Source organism: Vibrio sp. RC2502, assembly GCF_054850435.1.
The window spans coordinates 2,422,539-2,446,142 of sequence record NZ_CM141453.1 but is presented as its reverse complement, the minus strand read 5'-3'; the positions used below and the strand labels follow the sequence as shown (position 1 = coordinate 2,446,142).

General features: G+C 46.5%; 21 protein-coding genes. 16 read left to right on the top strand and 5 right to left on the bottom strand.

What is annotated here, in order from left to right; genetic code table 11:
- From bamA to ACYJZR_RS11320, 13 genes are all read left to right on the top strand, one after another.
- A complete protein-coding gene (gene bamA, locus ACYJZR_RS11380; RefSeq protein ID WP_005456717.1) occupies positions 1-2,415 on the top strand; it encodes an outer membrane protein assembly factor BamA in 2,415 nt (804 codons plus the stop codon).
- Between the two features lie 13 nt (positions 2,416-2,428).
- Positions 2,429-2,938, top strand: coding sequence for an OmpH family outer membrane protein (locus tag ACYJZR_RS11375; protein ID WP_005456715.1), 510 nt, complete (start codon positions 2,429-2,431; stop codon positions 2,936-2,938).
- A gap of 6 nt (positions 2,939-2,944) precedes the next feature.
- Entirely contained in the window at positions 2,945-3,976 is a 1,032-nt protein-coding gene (gene lpxD / locus ACYJZR_RS11370) for a UDP-3-O-(3-hydroxymyristoyl)glucosamine N-acyltransferase (protein WP_015297139.1), read from the top strand.
- A gap of 171 nt (positions 3,977-4,147) precedes the next feature.
- Positions 4,148-4,600: a 3-hydroxyacyl-ACP dehydratase FabZ gene (gene fabZ / locus ACYJZR_RS11365; protein WP_005456699.1), complete on the top strand. Its 453-nt coding sequence runs from the start codon at positions 4,148-4,150 to the stop codon at positions 4,598-4,600.
- Between the two features lies 1 nt (position 4,601).
- Positions 4,602-5,390, top strand: coding sequence for an acyl-ACP--UDP-N-acetylglucosamine O-acyltransferase (gene lpxA, locus ACYJZR_RS11360; protein ID WP_005456706.1), 789 nt, complete (start codon positions 4,602-4,604; stop codon positions 5,388-5,390).
- A 110-nt stretch (positions 5,391-5,500) separates the two neighbouring features.
- Entirely contained in the window at positions 5,501-6,640 is a 1,140-nt protein-coding gene (gene lpxB, locus ACYJZR_RS11355) for a lipid-A-disaccharide synthase (protein WP_053312874.1), read from the top strand.
- 9 nt (positions 6,641-6,649) lie between these two features.
- Positions 6,650-7,285, top strand: coding sequence for a ribonuclease HII (gene rnhB, locus ACYJZR_RS11350; protein WP_020841167.1), 636 nt, complete (start codon positions 6,650-6,652; stop codon positions 7,283-7,285).
- Between the two features lie 80 nt (positions 7,286-7,365).
- Complete coding sequence (gene dnaE, locus ACYJZR_RS11345) at positions 7,366-10,845, top strand: DNA polymerase III subunit alpha (protein ID WP_074531400.1); 3,480 nt, start codon at positions 7,366-7,368, stop codon at positions 10,843-10,845.
- Between the two features lie 47 nt (positions 10,846-10,892).
- Entirely contained in the window at positions 10,893-11,852 is a 960-nt protein-coding gene (gene accA, locus ACYJZR_RS11340) for an acetyl-CoA carboxylase carboxyl transferase subunit alpha (RefSeq protein WP_005480969.1), read from the top strand.
- A 76-nt stretch (positions 11,853-11,928) separates the two neighbouring features.
- On the top strand, positions 11,929-13,245 hold the full coding sequence (gene tilS / locus ACYJZR_RS11335; RefSeq protein WP_029828386.1) for a tRNA lysidine(34) synthetase TilS: 1,317 nt from the start codon (positions 11,929-11,931) through the stop codon (positions 13,243-13,245).
- A gap of 56 nt (positions 13,246-13,301) precedes the next feature.
- Entirely contained in the window at positions 13,302-13,613 is a 312-nt protein-coding gene (locus ACYJZR_RS11330) for a c-type cytochrome (RefSeq protein WP_025795805.1), read from the top strand.
- 189 nt (positions 13,614-13,802) lie between these two features.
- Positions 13,803-14,141, top strand: a complete 339-nt coding sequence (glnB, locus tag ACYJZR_RS11325) for a nitrogen regulatory protein P-II (protein WP_005436810.1) — start codon at positions 13,803-13,805, stop codon at positions 14,139-14,141.
- 86 nt (positions 14,142-14,227) lie between these two features.
- Positions 14,228-15,073 (top strand): endonuclease/exonuclease/phosphatase family protein, encoded by an 846-nt coding sequence (locus ACYJZR_RS11320; protein WP_406966216.1) that lies wholly within the window; start codon positions 14,228-14,230, stop codon positions 15,071-15,073.
- An 11-nt stretch (positions 15,074-15,084) separates the two neighbouring features.
- Here ACYJZR_RS11320 and ACYJZR_RS11315 read toward each other — a convergent pair whose 3' ends face one another.
- The 3 genes from ACYJZR_RS11315 to gloB form a co-directional block, all read right to left on the bottom strand.
- Positions 15,085-15,771, bottom strand: coding sequence for a YIP1 family protein (locus ACYJZR_RS11315; RefSeq protein WP_005494291.1), 687 nt, complete (start codon positions 15,769-15,771; stop codon positions 15,085-15,087).
- Positions 15,768-17,354 carry a lytic transglycosylase gene (locus ACYJZR_RS11310; protein WP_020838643.1) on the bottom strand — a complete coding sequence of 529 codons (1,587 nt, stop codon included), beginning with the start codon at positions 17,352-17,354 and terminating at the stop codon, positions 15,768-15,770. Before ACYJZR_RS11310 ends, ACYJZR_RS11315 begins: the two co-directional genes overlap by 4 nt.
- 258 nt (positions 17,355-17,612) lie before the next feature.
- Entirely contained in the window at positions 17,613-18,371 is a 759-nt protein-coding gene (gene gloB, locus ACYJZR_RS11305; protein WP_005456739.1) for a hydroxyacylglutathione hydrolase, read from the bottom strand.
- 38 nt (positions 18,372-18,409) lie between these two features.
- On the opposite strand from gloB, the gene ACYJZR_RS11300 reads away from it, so the two are divergent.
- Positions 18,410-19,165 carry a class I SAM-dependent methyltransferase gene (locus ACYJZR_RS11300; RefSeq protein ID WP_005481108.1) on the top strand — a complete coding sequence of 252 codons (756 nt, stop codon included), beginning with the start codon at positions 18,410-18,412 and terminating at the stop codon, positions 19,163-19,165.
- 4 nt (positions 19,166-19,169) lie between these two features.
- On the opposite strand, the gene rnhA is transcribed toward ACYJZR_RS11300, so the two are convergent.
- Positions 19,170-19,634, bottom strand: coding sequence for a ribonuclease HI (gene rnhA, locus ACYJZR_RS11295; RefSeq protein ID WP_005484436.1), 465 nt, complete (start codon positions 19,632-19,634; stop codon positions 19,170-19,172).
- Positions 19,635-19,692: 58 nt separating this feature from the next.
- Between rnhA and dnaQ the strand changes: the two genes are divergently transcribed.
- Together dnaQ and ACYJZR_RS11285 are read left to right on the top strand one after the other, a co-directional pair.
- Positions 19,693-20,415, top strand: coding sequence for a DNA polymerase III subunit epsilon (dnaQ, locus tag ACYJZR_RS11290; RefSeq protein ID WP_005457782.1), 723 nt, complete (start codon positions 19,693-19,695; stop codon positions 20,413-20,415).
- 8 nt (positions 20,416-20,423) lie between these two features.
- Positions 20,424-21,674: a TIGR03503 family protein gene (locus tag ACYJZR_RS11285; RefSeq protein ID WP_015297131.1), complete on the top strand. Its 1,251-nt coding sequence runs from the start codon at positions 20,424-20,426 to the stop codon at positions 21,672-21,674.
- Between the two features lie 65 nt (positions 21,675-21,739).
- On the opposite strand, the gene ACYJZR_RS11280 is transcribed toward ACYJZR_RS11285, so the two are convergent.
- Entirely contained in the window at positions 21,740-23,515 is a 1,776-nt protein-coding gene (locus ACYJZR_RS11280) for a SulP family inorganic anion transporter (protein ID WP_406966217.1), read from the bottom strand.
- Positions 23,516-23,604: the final 89 nt, after the last annotated feature.

Genomic DNA, 23,604 nt, shown 5'->3' with positions numbered 1-23,604 from the left:
ATGGCGATTAAGCGAATTCTGTTTGCAAGTTTACTGGCGACCAGTGTATCTGCAAACGGAGCAGAGAACTTCGTAGTTCAAGATATTGAAATCGATGGATTGCAGCGTGTAGCACTTGGTGCGGCGTTGCTAAAAATGCCTGTACGTGTCGGTGATACCATTGACCAAGGCGATGTTGCAGAGATTATCCGCGCACTGTACGCATCTGGTAACTTCGAAGATGTAAAAGTGCTGCGTGATGGTGGCGTGTTGATGGTTCAAGTGAAAGAGCGTCCAACTATCGCAAGCATCTCATTCTCAGGCAACAAAGCGATCAAGGACGAGCAGCTACAAGAAAACCTGAATGCATCTGGCGTTCGTGAAGGTGAAGCGCTTGATCGTACTACGCTAAGTAACATCGAAAAAGGCTTGGAAGATTTTTACTACAGTGTTGGTAAGTACAACGCAACAGTGAAAGCGGTTGTGACTCCATTGCCACGTAACCGTTCTGACTTGAAATTTGTCTTCACGGAAGGCGTGTCGGCAAAAATTCAGCAAATCAACTTTATCGGTAATGAAGTCTTTTCGGATGAAGAACTTCTTTCTCGTTTCAACTTGAACGTTGATGTGCCTTGGTGGAATTTCCTCGCGGACGAAAAATACCAAAAGCAAGTGCTTGCCGGTGATATCGAAGCGCTGAAGTCATTCTATCTTGACCGCGGCTACCTGAAATTTAACGTTGATTCTACACAAGTTGCGATCTCTCCTGACAAGAAAGGGGTATACATTACTCTTGGCTTGGAAGAGGGCGAAGTGTACACCGTTAAAGATGTAAAATTCCGCGGTGACCTGATTGGTGAAGAAGCGACCTTCGAACGACTCGTTCCATTCGAAGACAATGAAACGTACAACGGTTCTCTTGTGACTTCGATGGAAGAAGGCATCAAGCGTGTGCTTGGTGAATCTGGCTACGCTTACCCTCAAGTAAACACCATCCCTGAATTTGACGATGAAAACAAACAAGTCTCCTTGGTTGTGAATGTTGATCCAGGTAATCGAATTTACGTTCGCGACATTCGTTTTACTGGTAATAACTCAACGAAAGATGAAGTGTTGCGTCGTGAAATGCGCCAAATGGAAGGCAGCTGGCTAAACTCCAAGTCGATTGAAACTGGTAAGACACGTCTTAACCGTCTTGGCTATTTTGAAAACGTAGAAGTACAAACGGTTCGTGTACCAGGTAGTGATGATCAAGTTGATCTGGTTTACTCGGTTAAAGAAGCGAACTCAGGCAGCGTAAACTTTGGTGTTGGCTACGGTACCGAATCGGGCGTCAGCTTCCAAGTTGGTCTGCAACAAGACAACTTCTTAGGTAGCGGTAACCGCGTTGGTATTAACGCGATGATGAACGACTATCAAAAGAACGTGAGCTTAGACTACCGCGACCCATACTGGAACCTTGATGGTGTCAGCTTGGGCGGTAAGATTTTCTACGATGAATTTGAAGCATCGGAAGCGGGTATCGTTGACTATACCAACCAAAGTTATGGTGCAAGTTTGACATGGGGTTTCCCATTTGACGAACTGAACCGTTTTGAATTCGGCGTTGGTTATACCCACAACAAGATCGGTAATTTGTCACCTTACTTGCAGGTAGAGCAATTCTTGCAAGCTCAAGCAGACAATATCGACTCAAGCGGTGCGTTAAACACCAACGACTTTGATTTCAACATCTCTTGGACTCGTAACAACCTGAACCGCGGTTATTTCCCGACAGCGGGTAACCACCAACGTGCATTCTACAAGATGACCGTACCTGGCTCTGACGTTCAATACTTCAAAATGCAGTACGATGTGCGTCAGTACGTGCCTTTGACTAAGAAGCATGAGTTCACGCTCTTGTTCCGTGGTCGCTTAGGTTATGGTAACGGTTACGGTCAGACGGATGGCAACGATAACTTGTTCCCATTCTACGAAAACTATTACGCAGGTGGCTTTACGACACTACGTGGTTTCGGCTCTAACAGCGTAGGTCCGAAAGCAGTTTATCGTGATTACTCTGGCTCGAACAATGGTGCTGATACTGCTACAGACGATTCTGTTGGTGGTAACGCAGTAGCGCTAGCAAGTATCGAGCTGATTGTTCCTACACCATTTGCGTCGGACGAAGTTCGCAACCAAATTCGAACCAGTATTTTCTTCGATATGGCAAGTATTTGGGATACCGAGTTTGACTATCGCGACTCTGGTGCAGAATATGGTGACCGTTACTACTACGATTACTCAGATCCAACCAACTACCGTTCATCTTATGGTGCGGCGTTGCAGTGGATGTCTCCAATGGGGCCTCTAGTCTTCTCACTAGCGAAACCAATTAAGAAATTTGATGGCGATGATGAAGAGTTCTTCACATTCACTATCGGTAGAACTTTCTAAAGAGGAAAATATTTTGAATAAAATGATCAAAGCGGCTGGGATTGGCCTTCTTGTACTGAGCTCTTCAATGTTTGCAAACGCAGCCGAAGCTGCACAGAAAATCGCTTACGTAAACACTGCTCAAGTTTTCCAAGCTCTTCCTCAACGTGAAGTCGTTCTACAAAAAATGCAGAAAGACTTTAAGAGCAAAGCTGATGAGCTGAAATCAATTCAAGCGCAAGCTAAAACCAAGATTGAAAAACTACAACGTGATGGTGAGCTTCTAGGTCAGGAAGAAATTGAGAAATTGCGTATCGACATCGCTAAGCTAGACAGCGAATACAAAGTAAAAGCTCAAGCTCTAGAGAAAGCAAGCGCTCGTCGTGAAGCAGAAGAGAAAGCGAAGCTATTCAAAACAATCCAAGATGCTGTGAAGAAAGTAGCAGACAAAAAAGGTTACGACCTAGTTATTGATATTTCTGCACTGCAATACGGCAAACCAGAATACAATATCTCAGAAGACGTAATTAAAGCTCTAAAATAAGAAGTTATGAAAAAATTGACATTAGCCGAGTTGGCGACAATTACCGGGGGTGAGCTATTTGGTGACGAGTCACTCGTCGTTGGCCGTGTAGCTCCAATGGATAAAGCGCAAGAAGGTGACGTGACTTTCTTGTCTAACCCAAAATACGCAAAGCATCTATCTGAATGTAAAGCAACAGTGGTGATGGTGAAGGCAGAGCATAAGGACCAGTGTGCTGGTAATGCACTCGTCGTTGCTGACCCTTATGTTGCATTCGCTCGTGTTGTTCAGGCTATGGATACCACACCAAAACCTGCTGAAGACATTGCACCGAGTGCAGTGATTGCATCCGATGTGAAGATGGGTGAAAACGTTGCAATTGGCGCAAACGCGGTTATTGAAACGGGAGTTGAACTGGGTGATAACGTTGTTATCGGCGCAGGTTGCTTTATCGGTAAAAACGCGAAGCTGGGGAACAACACCAAGCTTTGGGCTAATGTGACAATTTATCATGAAGTATCATTGGGCGATGACTGTCTGGTTCAATCTGGCACAGTCATTGGCTCTGACGGTTTTGGTTATGCGAACGATAAAGGCGAGTGGATTAAAATCCCTCAGCTTGGTTCTGTGCGCATTGGTAACCGCGTCGAGATTGGTGCATGTACTACGATTGACCGTGGCGCACTTGAAGACACCATTATTGAAGACAATGTAATTCTTGATAACCAACTTCAAATCGCACATAACGTGCAGATCGGATATGGTACCGTGATGCCAGGTGGTACTATTGTCGCCGGCAGTACTAAAATTGGTAAGTACTGTCAGATCGGCGGCGCGTCGGTTCTAAATGGCCACATCACTATCGCAGATGGTGTTGCCATCACCGGTATGGGCATGGTAATGCGCAGTATCGAAGAAAAGGGTCTTTATTCATCAGGTATCCCATTACAGACGAACCGAGAATGGCGCAAGACGGCAACTCGTGTTCACCGTATTGACGAGATGAACAAACGCTTGAAAGCTGTTGAAAAACAGCTGGAGCAGAAAGAAGAATCTTAGTTCCATATTCTGAACAAAGACTCGCGAAATGCGGGTCTTTTTCTTCTATAATGACGCGCTATTAGTAGATTTATTATCAAGCTGGTATACACTTTGCAGGCATTTCCCAGTTTGCGGCCTTTGCCGCTGCCTTGCCATCTTGGTTAAGAGAATTGATATAGGAAGACGACTTTGACTACTGAAAAGAAAACGATGAACATCTCTGAAATTCAAGAGCTACTACCTCATCGCTACCCATTCTTATTGATCGACCGAGTGATTGACTTCCAAGAAGCGAAGTACCTTCACGCAATTAAAAATGTGTCGGTTAACGAACCTCAGTTCACAGGTCACTTTCCTCAACTACCAGTATTCCCAGGTGTGTTGATTCTGGAAGCTATGGCTCAGGCTACTGGCCTACTAGCATTTAAATCATTTGGTGCACCGACAGAAAACGAGTTGTACTACTTTGCGAGTGTAGACGGCGCGAAATTCCGTAAACCTGTGGTTCCTGGTGACCAAATGGTTATTGAAGTTGAATTTCTAAAAGAGCGTCGTGGCATTGCTGCATTTAGCGGTGTAGCAAAAGTTGACGGCGAAGTAGTGTGTTCAGCAGAGCTGAAGTGTGCTCGTCGAGAGTTTTAATATGATTCATGAAACCGCTAAAATCCACCCAGCTGCGGTGGTAGAAGAAGGCGCAAAAATTGGCGCTAACGTGACGGTTGGTCCTTTTACCTACATCACCTCAACGGTGGAGATTGGTGAAGGTACTGAAGTCATGTCTCACGTAGTAATCAAAGGCCATACCAAAATTGGTAAAGATAACCGTATTTTCCCACATGCAGTGATTGGTGAAGAAAACCAGGACAAGAAGTATGGTGGCGAAGATACAACCGTGGTTATTGGTGACCGTAATGTGATTCGCGAAGCGGTTCAGGTTCATCGTGGTACTGTGCAAGACAAAGCGACAACAGTGATTGGCGACGACAACCTACTGTGCGTGAATGCGCACATCGCGCATGACGTCGTAGTAGGCAACCATACTCACATTGGTAACAATGCGATTCTGGGTGGTCACGTAACAGTAGAAGATCACGCTGGTGTAATGGCACTTTCTGCTATTCACCCATTCTGTACGGTAGGCGCTTATGCATACGTTGGTGGTTGCTCTGCGGTTGTTCAGGACGTTCCTGCTTACGTACTTGCTCAAGGTAACCATGCTACGCCGTTTGGTTTGAACCTAGTTGGCTTGAAGCGTAATGGTTTTGAGAAACCAGAAATTCGAGCACTACAAAAAGCGTACAAAGAAATTTACCGCTCTGGTAAAACGCTAGAAGAAGTGAAACCAATTCTTGCAGAAATGGCACAAGAATGGCCAGCAGTGAAGCGTTTTTCTGACATTCTAGAAACAACGGAACGTGGTATCATTCGTTAATTCACGAATGAATCAATAAGTGGAAAAGATCGCGCCCAATTAGGGCTGCGGTCTTTTTGTGTTTTATGGATAAGGAATCCCTTATCCATAGTACATAGGGCGGAATCGATATGGAAAAACCATTACGTATTGGCATCATTGCTGGCGAGTTATCTGGTGACACGCTAGGGGAAGGCTTTATCAAGGCAGTGAAAGAGCGATACCCGAATGCAGAGTTTGTCGGCATCGGTGGGCCAAAAATGATCGCGCAAGGCTGTGAATCTCTTTTTGATATGGAAGAGTTAGCTGTAATGGGCTTAGTTGAAGTGCTTGGACGATTACCTCGTTTGTTAAAAATAAAAGCTGAGCTTGTTAAGTACTTCACCCAGAACCCGCCAGATGTTTTTGTCGGAATTGATGCGCCAGATTTTAACTTGCGTCTAGAGTTAGATTTAAAGCAAGCAGGCATTAAAACCGTGCACTACGTGAGCCCTTCAGTATGGGCGTGGCGTCAAAAGCGTATCTTCAAAATCGAGGCAGCGACCAACCTGGTACTGGCTTTTCTACCGTTTGAAAAGGCGTTTTACGATAAATTTAAAGTGCCTTGTGAGTTTATCGGTCACACCTTAGCGGACTCTATCCCTTTGCAATCTGAGCAAGCGCCTGCGCGAGATCTGCTAGGACTTGAACAAGACAAAAAATGGTTAGCAGTTTTACCGGGTAGCCGTGGTAGTGAGCTCAAGATGCTCTCTCAGCCATTCATTGAGACGTGCAAGCTTCTGCACCAAAAATACCCTGGTTTGGGCTTTGTAGTGGCGCTAGTTAATCAAAAACGTCGAGAGCAATTTGAGCAAGCGTGGAAAGAGCATGCGCCCGAGCTTGATTTCAAATTGGTGGATGATACGGCTCGCAATGTTATTACAGCCTCTGATGCGGTAATGCTAGCATCTGGAACGGTAGCGTTAGAGTGCATGTTGCTTAAACGTCCTATGGTTGTTGGCTATCGCGTCAATGCCTTTACCGCCTTTCTGGCCAAGCGCCTATTGAAAACTAAGTACGTGTCACTACCCAATATTCTCGCAGATGACGAACTGGTTAAAGAGTATCTTCAAGACGATTGCACACCAGACAACTTGTTCAATGAAGTTTCTCGTTTGCTAGAGAGTGATAATAAGCCAATGCTTGATAAGTTCACCGAAATGCATCATTGGATTCGTAAAGACGCGGATCAACAAGCTGCGAATGCAGTATTGAAATTGATTGAAAAATAGAGAAGTACCATGGTCGCGAAAGCAAAAACGACAAAAGCAAAAGTAGAGCTCCCTCCGTTTGAATACCCTCAAGGTTACCAATTGATCGCCGGAGTCGATGAAGTTGGACGCGGCCCTTTGGTTGGAGATGTCGTCACCGCTGCAGTTATCCTCGATCCCAATAACCCAATCGAAGGCTTGAATGACTCTAAGAAGCTGAGCGAGAAAAAGCGTCTGGCACTGCTTCCTGAAATCAAAGAAAAAGCGCTAGCGTGGGCGGTAGGCCGTTGCTCTCCCGAAGAGATTGATGAACTGAATATTCTGCAAGCTACCATGGTTGCTATGCAACGTGCGATTGCGGGACTGAAGGTACAGCCAGATTTAGTGCTGATCGATGGTAATCGTTGCCCTGAGCTACCGATGGATTCTCAAGCTGTGGTGAAAGGCGATTTACGAGTGGCTGAAATCAGTGCCGCTTCCATCATTGCCAAAGTTGTGCGCGACCAAGAGATGGAAGAGCTGGATAAACAGTATCCGCAATTCGGCTTTGCGAAGCACAAAGGTTATCCAACCAAAGCGCACTTTGAAGCAATTGAGCAACATGGTGTGATAAGCGAGCACCGTAAGAGCTTCAAACCAGTAAAGAAAGCTTTAGGCTTAGATTAATAAATTGGGCGGATTGGTGTTATAAACCTAGCCCTTTAGGTTAGAATCCCAAACAAAATAGAGTTACACGGTACCTGTTAATGTCAGATCCCAAGTTCGTCCACCTTCGTATTCACAGTGATTTCTCGATGGTGGATGGTATCAATAAAGTTCCACCGATAGTCAAGAAAGTCGCCGAGCTTGGTATGCCTGCCATGGCTTTGACCGACTTCACCAACTTATGTGGTTTGGTGAAGTTTTATGGCACAGCGCATGGTTCTGGCGTTAAACCGATCATCGGTGCAGATTTCAAAATGCAATCTGATGAATTTGGTGAAGAACTGACCCAGCTGACAGTACTTGCTGCCGACAATGCAGGTTACAAGAACCTCACGTTACTGATTTCCAAAGCGTACTTACGTGGCCACGTTCAGCACCAACCTGTGATTGATAGGGCGTGGCTGGCCGAGATGTCAGAAGGCTTAATCGTTCTCTCTGGTGCTAAAAATGGCGATATCGGCAAAGCGCTGCTTAAAGGTAACCGTAAACTGGTTGAAAGCTGTGTAGAGTTTTACAAACAGCATTTCCCGGACCGTTTCTATCTAGAATTGATTCGTACAGGCCGTCCGGATGAAGAGACGTACTTGCATTTTGCCATCGATCTCGCTGAGCAACATGACTTGCCTGTGGTCGCGACAAACGAAGTGGTTTTCCTAAGTGCAGAACTTTTTGATGCGCACGAGATTCGTGTTGCGATTCATGATGGTTACACACTAGAAGATCCACGCCGACCAAAAAATTACAGCCCGCAGCAGTACCTTCGCACTGAAGAGGAAATGTGTGAGCTGTTTGCTGATATTCCAGAAGCGCTAGAAAACAGTGTAGAGATCGCCAAGCGTTGTAACGTGACCGTTCGTTTGGGTGAATACTTCTTGCCAGCCTTCCCAACAGAAGGGATGGAAGAAACTGAATTCTTGGTCATGAAGTCGCGTGAAGGTTTGGAAGAGCGTCTAGAGTTCCTATTCCCTAATGAAGAAGAGCGCAAAAAGCGCCGTCCAGAATACGACGAGCGTTTACAAATCGAACTCGACGTAATCAACCAAATGGGGTTCCCAGGCTACTTCTTGATCGTAATGGAGTTCATCCAGTGGTCGAAAGACAACGCGATTCCAGTCGGTCCTGGTCGTGGTTCGGGTGCCGGTTCTTTGGTGGCCTACGCACTGAAAATCACCGATCTTGATCCGCTTGAATATGACTTGCTCTTCGAACGTTTCTTGAACCCAGAACGTGTATCCATGCCCGATTTCGACGTCGACTTTTGTATGGATAAGCGTGACCAAGTGATTGATCACGTTGCCGAAATGTACGGTCGCGATGCCGTATCTCAGATCATCACATTCGGTACGATGGCGGCGAAAGCGGTAATCCGTGACGTTGGTCGTGTTCTTGGTCACCCATTTGGTTTCGTTGACCGTATTTCGAAACTGGTTCCGCCAGATCCGGGTATGACGCTAGAAAAAGCGTTTAAAGCCGAGCCTGCTCTGCCTGAGCTTTATGAGGCCGATGAGGAAGTTAAAGAACTCATCGATATGTGTCGCCTATTAGAAGGTTGTACACGTAACGCCGGTAAGCACGCGGGTGGTGTTGTAATTTCACCAACCACGATTACAGACTTTGCGCCAATTTATGCGGATGCGGAAGGGCATTTCCCCGTAACTCAGTTTGATAAGAACGACGTAGAAACTGCTGGTCTGGTTAAGTTTGACTTCTTGGGCCTACGTACTCTAACCATTATCGACTGGGCATTAGGGTTGATTAACCCGCGCTTGGAGAAGGAAGGTAAACCTCCTGTTCGTATCGAGTCGATACCTTTGGAAGATCCGGCTTCGTTTCGTTTACTCCAAAACTCAGAGACCACTGCGGTATTCCAGCTTGAATCGCGTGGTATGAAAGAGCTGATCAAACGACTTCAGCCTGACTGTTTTGAAGACATCATAGCATTGGTGGCCTTGTTCCGTCCGGGTCCGTTGCAATCGGGCATGGTAGATAACTTTATCGACCGTAAACATGGCCGAGAAGCGATCTCTTACCCCGATGAAAAGTGGCAACACGAGTCACTAAAAGAAATCCTCGATCCGACGTACGGCATCATTCTGTATCAAGAACAGGTAATGCAGATTGCGCAGGTTTTATCTGGCTACACCCTTGGTGGTGCGGACATGCTGCGTCGTGCGATGGGTAAGAAAAAGCCGGAAGAAATGGCCAAGCAGCGTGCAACCTTCGAAGAAGGGGCAGTGAAGAACGGTGTTGATGGCGAGTTGGCGATGAAAATCTTCGACTTGGTAGAAAAGTTCGCAGGTTACGGTTTTAACAAATCGCACTCAGCGGCTTACGCACTGGTGTCTTACCAAACGTTGTGGCTTAAAACGCACTATCCAGCTGAATTCATGGCGGCGGTAATGACTGCCGATATGGATAACACCGAAAAAGTAGTTGGTCTGGTGGATGAATGCTTCCGCATGAAACTCACCGTGTTGCCGCCAGACATCAACTCCGGTTTATACCGTTTCAACGTTGATGAAAACGGTGCGATTGTTTACGGTATCGGCGCAATCAAAGGTGTGGGTGAAGGCCCTATCGATGCGATACTAGAAGCGCGAAACAAAGGTGGTCACTTTAAAGACCTATTTGATTTCTGTGCTCGTATCGATCTCAAACGTGTTAACAAGCGCGTCATCGAAAAGCTGATTTATGCAGGTGCACTTGACCGACTTGGTCCTCATCGAGCGGCGATGATGGCGTCACTGAACGATGCCGTTAAAGCGGCCAGCCAACATCACCAAGCAGAGGCCTTTGGCCAAGGCGATATGTTTGGTGTGTTGACCGATGCACCAGAAGAAGTTGAGAATAAATACACGCAAGTGCCACCATGGCCAGAAAAGGTTTGGCTAGAAGGGGAGCGTGAAACTCTCGGTTTATATTTGACCGGGCACCCCATTAACGCGTATTTAAAGGAACTAAACAAATACACCAGTTGTCGACTAAAGGATGCGACCCCAACACGTCGCGATCAATCGGTAACGGTAGCAGGTTTAGTGATTGCTGCGCGAGTGATGACAACCAAGCGAGGTACTCGCATTGGTATCATGACGTTGGACGACCGAAGTGGTCGAATGGAAGTAATGCTGTTCTCCGATGCACTTGATCGGTATGCTGAACTTCTCGAAAAAGACAGAATTTTGGTGGTTTCGGGACAGGTCAGCTTTGATGACTTCAACGGTGGCCTTAAAATGTCGGCGCGTGAAGTTATGGATCTCGGCAGCGCGCGCGAAAAATACGCACGTGGTCTGTCGGTATCAATTGATGCTAACCAGATCAATGATCAATTCTTTGAGCAGTTTAGTCGTATTTTAGAACCGCACAAAGCCGGAACCGTACCCGTCAATGTATACTACCAGCGTGCCGACGCCAGAGCGCGGTTAACATTGGGCACCGAATGGCGAGTAACGCCAAGTGATACATTAATAGACGATTTAAAACAGTTGCTTGGCAAAAGCCAGGTAGAACTCGAATTTAACTAAAAAATTCAGCGCAATATGTCAGACGCTGAGTCAACAAGGATTCATAGATGAGCCTAAACTTTCTTGAATTTGAAAAGCCAATTGCAGAACTAGAAGCGAAAATCGAAGCACTACGTGACGTATCACGTCATGGTGGTGATTCTGCAATTGACCTGGATAAAGAAATCGAACAGCTTGAGAAGAAGAGCCTAGAACTTAAGAAGAAGATCTTCAGCGACCTAGGTGCATGGGAAACAGCTCAACTGGCTCGTCACCCACTACGTCCGTACACGCTTGATTACGTTCAACACGTATTTGAAGAGTTTGACGAACTCGCGGGTGACCGCGCATTCGCAGACGACAAAGCGATTGTCGGTGGTATTGCACGTCTTGAAGGTCGTCCTGTGATGATCATTGGTCACCAAAAAGGCCGTGAGACAAAAGAAAAAGTACGACGTAACTTTGGCATGCCAAAGCCAGAAGGTTACCGCAAAGCACTACGTTTGATGGAAATGGCCGAGCGTTTCAACATGCCAATCATCACATTCATCGACACAGCTGGCGCATACCCAGGTGTTGGTGCAGAAGAGCGTGGTCAATCTGAAGCTATCGCGAAAAACCTAAAAGTGATGTCTGGTCTTAAAGTACCAGTAATCTGTAACGTTGTAGGTGAAGGTGGTTCAGGCGGTGCATTAGCTATTGGTGTAGGCGACTACGTGAACATGCTTCAGTACTCTACGTACTCAGTAATTTCTCCAGAGGGTTGTGCTTCAATCCTATGGCGTGATTCTGACAAAGCGCCTCAAGCAGCAGAAGCAATGGGTCTAACTGCTCCTCGCCTTAAAGAACTTGAGCTAATTGATGAGATCATCGAAGAGCCACTAGGTGGCGCGCACCGCGATCACGTTAAAATGGCTGAAAACATGAAAGCGACGCTACTTCGTCAGCTAGAAGATCTTGAGCAGCTAGATGAAGAATCGCTACGTGAACGCCGTTACCAACGTCTAATGAACTACGGTTACTGCTGATATCTCACGAGATAACGGATAAAATGGAAAGGGTTGGACATATGTCTAACCCTTTTTTGTACCTATCGGATCGCTTATGGAATCGCTTTACCAGCAGTTTTCTCATGTATTGAACACCTATTATCAACCACAAACGAAGGTCGTTGTCGCGTTTAGTGGTGGTGTGGACTCGCGCTTGTTACTTGAGTTGCTTCGCCGTTATCGAGAAGAAAACCCCCTCTCTTGCCACGCGGTTTATGTTCATCATGGTTTGAGTGAAAATGCGGACATTTGGGCCGATAAGTGTCAAGTATGGGCGAAACAAGCAGGTATTTCGTGCTCGGTAGAGCGTGTGAACCTAGATACCAATAGTGGTGAGAGCATTGAATCGCTGGCACGTGAAGCGCGCTATGAAGCTCTGGCTCGTCATATCAATAGTGGCGACTTATTGCTAACAGGTCAGCATGCCGACGACCAAGTCGAAACATTTTTACTCGCGTTGAAACGTGGAAGTGGACCTAAGGGTTTATCTTCGATGGCAGAAAGTATGCCGTTTGCTGGTGGCACATTAGTTCGTCCGCTACTTAACACCAAGCGCGAGCAGATAGAAACGACGGCGAAGAACATTGGTTTGGAATGGGTAGAAGACGAAAGTAACCAAGATACGCGCTACGATCGAAATTTTTTACGTCATCGTATCGTCCCTGAGTTGTCTGAGCGTTGGCCGAGTATTCATCAAGCCGTGCAACGAAGCGCAAGCTTATGTGCTCAGCAAGAATCGTTATTGGATGAGCTCCTAGGTTCGGTGTTTGCGCGTGCTCTACAGGCGGATTTGAGCTTAAGTATTGATGAGTTAGCTATCCATAGTGAATTAGCTCAAGCGCGTTTGATTCGTATGTGGTTGAGTAAATTGAATGCCAATATGCCGAGTCAAACTCAATTGCGCTTGATTTGGCAAGAAGTGGCATTGGCGCAACAAGATGCCAATCCAAAGCTTAAACTCAAACAAGGAGAGATCCGACGCTTCCAAAACAAATTGTACTGGGTTACGCCTCATGCCGATGTGACGAGTTGGCAAGGCCATATCCAAATCGATGAGCCACTGATTTTACCAGAGAGTCTGGGGACGTTAACGCTTAGTTCGGGTTCTCATCAGCCAAATATTTCGCTGCCATCACACCCCGAGTTATTGAGGGTTACTTTCAATCCCGAAGGTTTGTCGGCACACCCCACAACACGTAGTCGCAGTCGTAAACTGAAAAAGTTATTCCAAGAATACAATGTGCCAAGCTGGTTACGTCGTCAGATCCCGATTTTGATGTACAAAGACCAAGTTGTTGCAGTCGCAGACTTGTTTGTGGATCAAACATTTAGTGGCCAAGACTGTGAACTCATTTGGCGCAAGCCTTTGTAATTCATGTCACAATATCGACCATAACTATCTCAAATAAAAAACGATTAGGTGAAGCAATGAAGAGATTAATGATCGGTGCAGTGGCTGCACTAACCATGTTGAGTGGCCAAGCTCTGGCGGGTGATGCCGCTGCGGGACAAGCTAAAGCTGCAGTATGTGCGGCATGTCATGGCGCAGACGGTAACGCAACGATTCCAGGCTACCCAAATTTGAAAGGGCAAAACGAGCAGTACATCGTGAGCTCAATCAAAGCTTACAAAAACAAAGAACGTAGCGGTGGTCTTGCTGCAGTAATGCAGGCTCAGGCGTCGCTGCTTTCTGATGACGATATTGCAAACCTTGCCGCTTACTACTCAAGTTTGAAGTAAGTAAAAAGTGCATTAACACGTCGTTATCTTATTTCTACAAAACCAGAGCATTGCTCTGGTTTTGTTTTATCTCGACTTAATAAACCTTATTGGGCTCAGGATTTTAGCCGATGAAGCAGAGACAAACATTGAATGTTATGAGACGCTAAACGATAATATGCGCAAACGATTGAAGCTTAAGGGATGAACATGAAAAAGATTGAAGCGATTATCAAGCCATTTAAATTGGATGATGTTCGAGAAGCACTTGCTGAAGTAGGCATCACAGGGATGACCGTTTCTGAAGTGAAAGGTTTTGGTCGTCAGAAAGGCCACACTGAGCTATACCGCGGTGCGGAATACATGGTGGACTTCCTACCAAAAGTGAAACTGGAAATTGTTGTTACTGAAGATGTAGCAGACAAATGCGTAGAAACCATCATCGAAACCGCGCAAACAGGTAAGATTGGCGATGGTAAAATTTTCGTAACGGATGTTGAGCGTGTGGTTCGTATCCGTACTGGTGAAGAAGACGAAGACGCGATTTAAGATTTCACTACAATTGCATTTTTGATTAAGCTAAAAGGGAGCCCAATAAGGCTCCTTTTTTATTTCATGCATTCAGGTACGCTCTCATGTTTAAGCGTTTTGTTCTCTCTTTAGCCTTTCTAATCATGGCTGCGGTAGTGAGTTTTCAAGTCATCTTTACCGTGCCAGAACACCCACAGATCATCACACAAACTGGTTCTGAAATTACCGAAGATATTCGATGTATAGAGTTTAGCGGAGCAAATGCTCTGGACGATAACGGTGAACTCAACCTTTTAGTTTGGAACATCTACAAGCAAAATCGCGCTAACTGGCAATCTGAGCTGGAGTTGTTCTCGGCAGATAAGCAATTGTTATTGCTGCAAGAAGCCAGCATGACAGACAGTTTTAAACAATGGTTGGTAGATGGCAGCTGGGTCAGCAACCAAGTCAGCGCGTTTAAAGCGTTAGGCAGCGGAGCTGGCGTGATTAGTATTGCTCAAAAGCAGCCAATTAAAGCATGCGCGTACACGTCAAAAGAACCGTGGTTGCGTTTGCCAAAATCGGCGTTGTACAGCCAGTATCGTTTAAGTAATGGTGAGAGCTTGGCCGTTATCAATGTGCATGCGATCAACTTTACCGTTGGAACGGAAGAATATACTTCGCAACTTTCTGCGCTTGAGACGCTACTTAAACAACACAGCGGGCCAATCGTATTTGCTGGTGATTTTAATAGTTGGAGCGAATATCGGATTACGGCCATGAAGCAGGCCCTGAGGGAAGCAAATTTGAGAGAAGTACACTTCTCGCCAGATCATCGTACGCAGTTTATTACGGGCTTGCCGCTAGACCATGTGTTCTACCGCGGATTAACGCTGAAAAATGCGAAAGCGCCGCAGAGCGACGCTTCCGATCATAATCCATTACTGGTGTCGTTTACGCTTAACGATTAGCGTTAGTCAGCTTAAGCGATAACGATGTACAACGCCCAAATCACGTAAAACGCGATCCAAGGCAGGCTCGAAATCACCAGAGCCTGTCCGCGTTCAAATTCAGTCCACGTTAATACCACGCCGTAACCTAGAACAATGTACCAAGGCAACAGAAGTGGCAGTGAGCTAGCAAAGTGAGACCATTCGTTGGTGAGTGGCAACTTCAGTAAGCCATTGAGACTGTTGAGATCCGCCGCATAGGTCATTACCTGACCATGTTTCAATAGTAAGCTTGCGTAGCTTGCAATGTCGCCCAATACCGCTGGAAACAAAATGGCGCACGATGCCGCAAACCATTTCCAATAACCGTATTGTTGTTTACTTGCTTTAGTCGCAAGGAAGAACCAAAACGCAAGCAACAAAAGCGTCGCAAAGCGATTGAACACGTCATTAATAATCGCACTTGCCATCAACGTGTTTGGTTCCAATAGCTCAATCTGCTGTGGGTCGATTTGTTGGAACTGTACAGTGAGTTGGTCACTTAACCACGTAAAATCAACGTTCGAAAAGTACGCGCCCCAAAATAGGAATGGGCTTAGCATCAAAAAGATGAAAGGTTGCCATCCCCAACCACCACGCTGATAAAGCGCAAGAAAACAAGAGGTTGGAGAACGGAATATATCCAACAACATTACGAGTGGGTTACTTGACGGGTTCATACACTTACCTTAGTTACATCTACGTACAGCTTAAGTTTTTGACCCGGTTTTAGGTACTTCTGCTTATGCAGCGAGTTCCATTTTACGATGTCGTTGCTCTTCACCTTGAATTTGCTTGCGATGCCACTGATGGTGTCGCCAGAGCGAACGTTGTAGAACACGGTACGAATCACGGCGCCTTGGTCTGATTTTTTCCAAATCACCAGCTTTTGACCGACGCGCAGGGTATCTTTTGGTCCCATGCCGTTCCATTTTGCTAGCGATTTGTGTGAAACCTTGTTGTCACGAGCGATAGACCACAAACTTTCACCCGATTGCACAACGTGTGACAGTTTCAGTTGGCCACGAGCTTGCGATTGCGTTTTGTTCAAACGGTTTTGCGCTGTAAGTGCGTACTTTGAATCGTCTTTGGTTGACGTCGGAATAAGTAAGTACTGACCAATGCGAATGTTGTTGTTCGACAGGCCGTTAGCACGACGAATCACTTTTGAGGTCGTACCGTATTTCTTCGCCAACATACTCAACGAGTCGCCAGATTTGACTTTGTAACGCGCGACTTTCATGCCTTTACCGCGATTGCTCTCAACTTGAGTTAAGAACGCATCCTTCTTCTCCACAGGAATAAGAAGCTGATGAGGCCCTTCTGGTGCGGTGGACCATTGGTTGTAGGCAGGGTTGTAGCTTTGCAGCTCTTTTACCCCGATGCCCGCGTAATCAGCAGCGATAGCGAGATCCAGTTGTTCTTTCGGATCGACCAACGTCAGCACTGGTTTGTTTGGGATAGATGGAATGTCGATACCGTACTTTTCTTGGTTTGCCACCACGTCCGCAAGAGCGAGAAGTTTTGGCACGTAGCTACTGGTCTCTTTTGGCAGATCTAAAGAGAAAAAGTCGACAGGTTTACCCAATTTTTTGTTCTTACGGATAGCGCTAGATACACGACCGCCGCCACTATTGTAGGCTGCGATTGCGTGTTCCCAGTTTCCGTCAAAACGTTCATTTAATTGAACAAGATAATCCAATGCAGCATCGGTAGAGGCAGCGACATCGCGACGCCCGTCATACCAGTAGTTTTGTTCAAGCCCCATCATTTTCCCGGTGCCTGGCACAAACTGCCACAAACCTGCTGCGCTACCGTGCGAGTAGGCGAAAGCGTCAAATGAGCTTTCCACAACCGGTAGAAGAGCAAGCTCCATTGGCAACCCACGTTCTTCGATACGTTGCGTGATCATGTAAAGAAATGGCGCTGCACGTTTAGATACCGTGTACAGGTGGTTTGGGTGTTTCAAATACCACGTACGGTAATAATCCACTTTCTTGTTGTTTGGGATGTCCATTTCAAGCTGCATAGCAATACGTTGCCACACATCTTCTTGTTCCTGAGGGGAGAGAACTTTTGGCGTATCCTTGGCAGAATCTTTCGCCAAAGATTGTTTGTTTTTAGATTTAGTCTTAGTGGCATTCTGTTTAGCAGTTTGCTCTGACTTGTTGGTTTCTGGAGTTGGAGTGGTGGACGAATTTGGCTGAGTCAATTGACAGCCAGATAATAACAACACCAACGCCCAGCTATACTTCAAACGCATGGGTTCAGCCTATTTAGGGCCTTTTTATCTTCTCCTGCCTGTCGCGCAGCCTAAGTTGCGTGGCAGTCGTGAGATAATAGACATCTTTTAACACTAACTAATATTCAATAGAGGCGGAGAGCTTCTAAAATTATGCATGGGAGCGACATTCAAGTTGATTTATATCGACCCCAAACGTAAGAGAAGCGCCAGTGGCGCTTCCCAAAAAATCAGCCCCTGATAATACTGGGGTCTTGCAAACTTACAAGCAGAAAATGGTTAAAATTCGTTCTTCCACTCACGCAAAGCAGTAAAAACCGAGCATGGATCGCTATTTTTAATGCGGTTCGCGACAGACTTAACAACGTCTGGATTGGTGGTACGCAAGAATGGATTAATCCACTTTTCTTTTCGCAGCGTTGTAGGAAGGGTAGGAATGTTTAGTGCACGAAGTCGGTTCACATCGTCTCGGTATTGACGCAGTTGCTCGTTATCAGGTTCCACAGCCAGCGCAAAGGCAACGTTACTCGCTGTATATTCGTGCGCGCAGAACACTTGTGTTTCTTCTGGAAGCGCTGCAATTTTGCTCAGAGACTCAAACATCTGCTCTGGTGTGCCTTCGAAAATACGACCGCAACCAGCAGAAAATAGCACGTCACCACAAAATAGCTTGCTATCGCCCACATACCCTATATGACCGAGCGTGTGCCCCGGCAAACCGAGCACCAAGAAGATTTCGCCGAACAGCTCAAGCTTATCGCCTTCTTCCATAGGAGTTGTTAAGGTCGGAATTGGCTCCGCTTTCGGGCCGACAACGGTGACGTGAGGAAATGCACGAACTAAATCTGGAACACCGCCAATGTGATCGTTGTGGTGGTGTGTAACTAAGATCGCTTCTAAAGTTAATTCGTTAGCCTGCAAATAATCTAATACTGGCTGTGCATCGCCTGGATCGACCACGGCGCAACGCTTGTCGCTATTTTGTATCAGCCAGATGTAATTATCATTAAATGCGGGTATGCTTTTGATCTCTAACACGATTCGTTCTCCGTCACCCTTTTTAAGTCAGGTGGTTAATGAAACCAGCACTCAGCAACAAAACTTTACCGCACCCATCGACTTGGTCAGCGATGAACAATGGGCCTTGGGTGCTTGAGTCAATCCAGACCCGACTTGATGAATGGTGTCCGAAATTGTTCGGCTACCATATGCTCAAACTGGGCGGGTTGAGCTGTGAGCTAACCAGCTGTAATTGTAACATTCAACACCAAGTCAACGTAGATATCCAGAACCCGTTGCACAATGTTATCGCAGATGGTTACGAATTGCCCTTTTTGGAAAAAAGCTTTGATGTCGTGATACTTGCCCATCAGCTTGATTATGCAAGTGATCCACATCGTCTGCTGCGAGAAGTCGACAGAGTGATGATGGATGATGGCTGCTTGATCATTACGGGTTTTAACCCAATTAGCTTTACTGGTTTAGCGAGTTTGTTCCCATGGCGTAAAAATAACTTGCCGTGGAGTGGACGAATGTTTACTTCGAGCCGAATCAATGACTGGTTGGGGTTACTCAATTACCAAGTAATTCATTGTGATCGTTATGCGCTGTTTCCTATGACACGTTATCGCACCATGTGGACTTGGTTAGAAAACAGCTTGGGGGATTGGGCTTCTCCGGCGGGGAGCTTGTACTATATCGTCGCTCGTAAACGAACGTACCCTCTCAAGCCAATCAAACCACATTGGCGTCTAAAGAAAAAACTGACGCCGCTTGGCGTGATGAACCGAGAGGGATTTGGTGTGAAGAGAGTGTCGAGCCAGCGCTACTAGCGTATTAAGATGGCTGGTAGCCTGTATCTTCTTCTGTTGGGTTTTCTGCTGCTGTGCGGGCGAGTTCATCACAGATTTCGTTTTCTCTGTGTCCAGCATGGCCTTTAACCCAATGCCAATCCACTTGGTGGCGTGCCGTTTCTTTATCCAGTGCTTGCCATAAATCGGCGTTCTTCACGGGCTTTTTATCTGCGGTTTTCCAGCCGCGTTTTTTCCAGTTGTGAATCCACTGCGTGATCCCTTGGCGCACGTACTGACTGTCGGTCGTCAGCGTGACACGGCACGGCTCTTTCAGTGTTTGCAGGGCGACAACTGCGGCTAACATTTCCATGCGATTGTTGGTGGTGAGGGTGTAGCCTTTGGAGAGCGTCTTTTCTACGTCTTTGTAGCGTAAGACGATGCCGTAGCCACCAGGGCCTGGATTTCCTAAACAAGATCCGTCTGTGAAAATCTCAACGTGTTTGGTCATATTTTTGGTACTATTAGCCGAAACATTTAATAAAGCATAGTCTGACATACATAACCTTATGAATACCAGCAGCAATTCTGAACATAATCGCATTGTCGTTCTCGATACCGAAACCACAGGTATGAACCAAGAAGGTGGTCCGCACTACTTAGGGCACCGCATCATCGAAATCGGTGCCGTGGAGATCATCAACCGTAAGCTGACTGGTCGTCATTTTCATGTGTACATTAAGCCCGATCGTGAAATTCAACCTGAGGCGATACAAGTACACGGTATTACCGATGAATTCTTGGTAGATAAACCGGAATACGCGAGTATCCACCAAGAGTTTCTTGATTTTATCAAAGGCGCAGAACTGGTTGCGCATAACGCGCCCTTCGATACTGGCTTCATGGATTATGAGTTTGAAAAACTCGATCCAACAATTGGTAAAACCGACGATTACTGCAAGGTGACGGATACGCTTGCCATGGCGAAGAAAATCTTCCCGGGCAAGCGCAACAACCTCGACGTATTATGTGAACGTTACGGCATTGATAACTCGCACCGTACACTCCACGGGGCATTGCTCGATGCGGAGATTCTAGCCGACGTTTACCTACTGATGACTGGTGGGCAAACGAGTCTAGAATTTAACGCCAACAAACAAGAAGGCGGGGTAGAAACCATTCGCCGCATTGAAGGAAGAAAAGCACTAAAGGTTTTGCGTGCAACTGCCGATGAATTAGAAGCGCACCAGAAAAGATTAGAACTGGTAAACGACTGTATTTGGCACCAATAGGAGAAGCTATGTTGAGGGCTTTGTCGGTCGCTATTTTAGCGATCTGGAGTTGTTTCGCATTTGCCGCGAGCGAGTCCGCCATGTCTTTGTTGGATAACCGTTTTCGTGTCGACCCGACCATCGAACAGATTACTTTTCTGGTTTATCGTGAACAAAGTTCTCAACCTGTTGTGTTAGTTCGTCCAGATGGCAAAAAATATTACGCGTGGGGCTCTTACGACAACGTTCGTTGGTATCAAGAACCATCACTCGACATCATTTCAGTCGACAACCCAATGCCCGGCCCTTGGCAAGCAGTGGGGAAAGTAACCCCAAAAAACAACATCCGCTTAATTTCACATCTCAAGCTCAGCACCGACGTATTCCCTAACCGTCTCTATAACGGAGAAGCGCTCAAGTTCACCGCGCGTTTAACTTCAGACGATAAGCCACTTGTCCTGCGAGACTTTCTCGACCGCGTCAACTTGCGTGTCACCTTTACTAAGTTTGTCGAAAATGAAGACGAACTGATAAAAGAAGCACGCCCAGTGCCGATGATCATTGGCGAATTTTCTGATGATGGTCGCGGTCTGGATGAACAAGCGGGCGATGGCGTCTTCACCGTTCAATTACCTATCGAAGTGGAACCGGGCAAGTACCGCGCACGAATCACTTCTGGAAACGGCGTATTTTTGCGTGCGCAAGAACAGGTGATTTTGGTGTACCCAAACCCAGTCTCACGTACGTTTATTCAATCTCGTAGCCCAGAGAAACCACATCAGCTGGTGGTTAGTGGTGAGCAAGGTATGATTGCTCCCGGCTCTATCGCGGTAAACGTCGAGCAAAATGCACCTGATGGCTTCATTACCTACAGCCAAGGGCAAGTGTCACAGGATGGTATGAAAACCACCTTGAACTTGGATAACGATCCTGAACTAGGCAAGTACTCATGGCGCGGAGAAATCTTTGCAACGGATTTCGCAACCCAGCGTGCACTGGTGTTTCCTATTCAAGAACAAACCTTCAGTGTCGTTGATGAAGTGGATTTAGAAGCTGCCCGCATCGCCAAAGAAGCAGAGCTGGCCGAGCAACGCCGTATTGAGATGGAAAAACGCATCATTGCAGAGCGCGAAGCAGAGCGTAAACGCAGCATGATCATCATTGCGGTCGGCAACGTAGTGATGCTTTTGATTGCTATTGTGGCTTGGATTGTGTGGCGCAAGTTAAAAGCGAAACGACAAGCCATGCCTGAAATGCAATTAGAAGTGCCAAAGAAATAAGGCAGAAGAGTTAGAGAAAGAACGGAGCCTATCGGCTCCGTTTTTTGTTTATCTTAGATTATCGCTTAAGCCACTTCTGGAATTGGCTTTGGTGGTTGTTCCAAATCGGGTTCTTTTTGCACGGTTGGAACAATCCCTTCACCGACCGCACTGAGGTAGCTACCACTGAGTTTGATCGCAAGGTACATATCGGCACGCAGCAAAATCCCGCCTTCGCTGGTGCTTATTCCCGTTAACTCACACCATTGACGCAAGCGGCGTTTTCTTCCCGCGAGGACTAATCGTATTCCTCTTTTCTTGAGCACTTCGTGAATGTCGGCCAATGTCGCCATGACACTCAAATCTAGGTGAGTAAAGCTTGATACGGCATCGACTACGACACAGCTGACATCTTTGTTTTGCTCTGCGTGCTCTAGCAAACGACGCTTAAAGTACGGCGCATTAAAGTAGGTCAACGGTGAGTTGAAGCGATAAATCACCATTCCCGGAATTGGAGACGCTTTTCCGGTTTCATCAATGGTGCGAATGGTGCCTTTTTCATCCAGACCAAGTAGTTGGTCACTTGGTCGCATGACGATGCGTAAAAACTGAAATAGGCCTAATAGAACTGCCAGTGTGATACCTGGAATAACCCCAATTACTAACACGGAAATAAAGGTGATGGTGGCAAGGTAAAAGGCATCTTTGTCACGTGTTTTCAGTATCCATATGGCTTTGAGATCAAGCAGTGACAGTGACGCGATGATGAGTACCACGCCGAGTGACGCAATAGGGATGAACTGTAACGGCTCGTAAATAAAGACCGCGATAATAGCAATGGTGATGGCTGCCACAATCGATACCAATTGCGATTTTCCCCCATTGGCGTCGTTAACGGCGGTACGAGAATCTGCGCCGCTGATGGCAAAGCCTTGCGAGAAAGCAGAAGCAATATTGGCAAAACCCAATGCCTGAAACTCTTTATTAGCGTCAATGTCGTAGCCGTTCTTTGCTGCGAAGCTGCGCGCGGTCAGCATCATGCTGACAAAGCTAACGATCGCTAAGTTTAACGCTGGCACGACGAGCTCACGCACTTCGCCAAGCTCAAATTGTGGGGCTTGAAATTGAGGGAAACCACCTTGAGTTAAGCCGACTACGGCCACGTCCATTTCTTGTAAGTGCAGTAGCCAAACCGATGCTGTAGTAACCAGTATGGCAAGCATTGCTGCAGGCCAAGTAGGACGGTAGCGTTTGGTTACCAAATAGACCACCACAGTCGCTACACTTAACGCAACGGTTGGCCAATGAAGTTCTGCCAAGCGTTGTGGAGCTTCCCATAATCGTTCAAGTAGATAGCGTTGTTCGTATTTCAAACCCACGACTTTCGCAAACTGACCGACAATGATGGTCAACGCCACGCCGTTGAGTAGCCCTAAGAGGATTGGGCGGGAAAGGAAGTCAGCAAAAATTCCCAGTTTGAAACGGCTGGCCAGTACACACCAAATACCTGTCATGGCTGTCATGGTCATCACGAGCTGCCAGTGTTTGGTTGGGTCGCCAGCGGCAATTGGGGTAACGACGGCGGCAATGACGGCACAGGTTGCGGCGTCCGGGCCAACAATGAGTTGTCGGGAAGTGCCCATTAAAGCGTAAACCAGCATCGGCAGCATGCATGAGTAGAGGCCGACGATAGCAGAAACGCCAGTTAGCTGTGCATAAGCAATAGCAACAGGTAGTGCAACAGCAACAACAGAAAATGCTGCTCTAAAGTCGTTCACGAGCCATTCTTTTTGATAGTTTTTAAGTTGAATGAGTCCTGGGAACCACTGAGCGAATAAGAGTCTAGCCAACAGATTTTCCATATATGTGGTTGAGATACGGTAAAGTATACATCGTTAATGGGTAAGGTCTGTGAGCTATTTATCACTCATATCGCGATCAATTGGTTTGG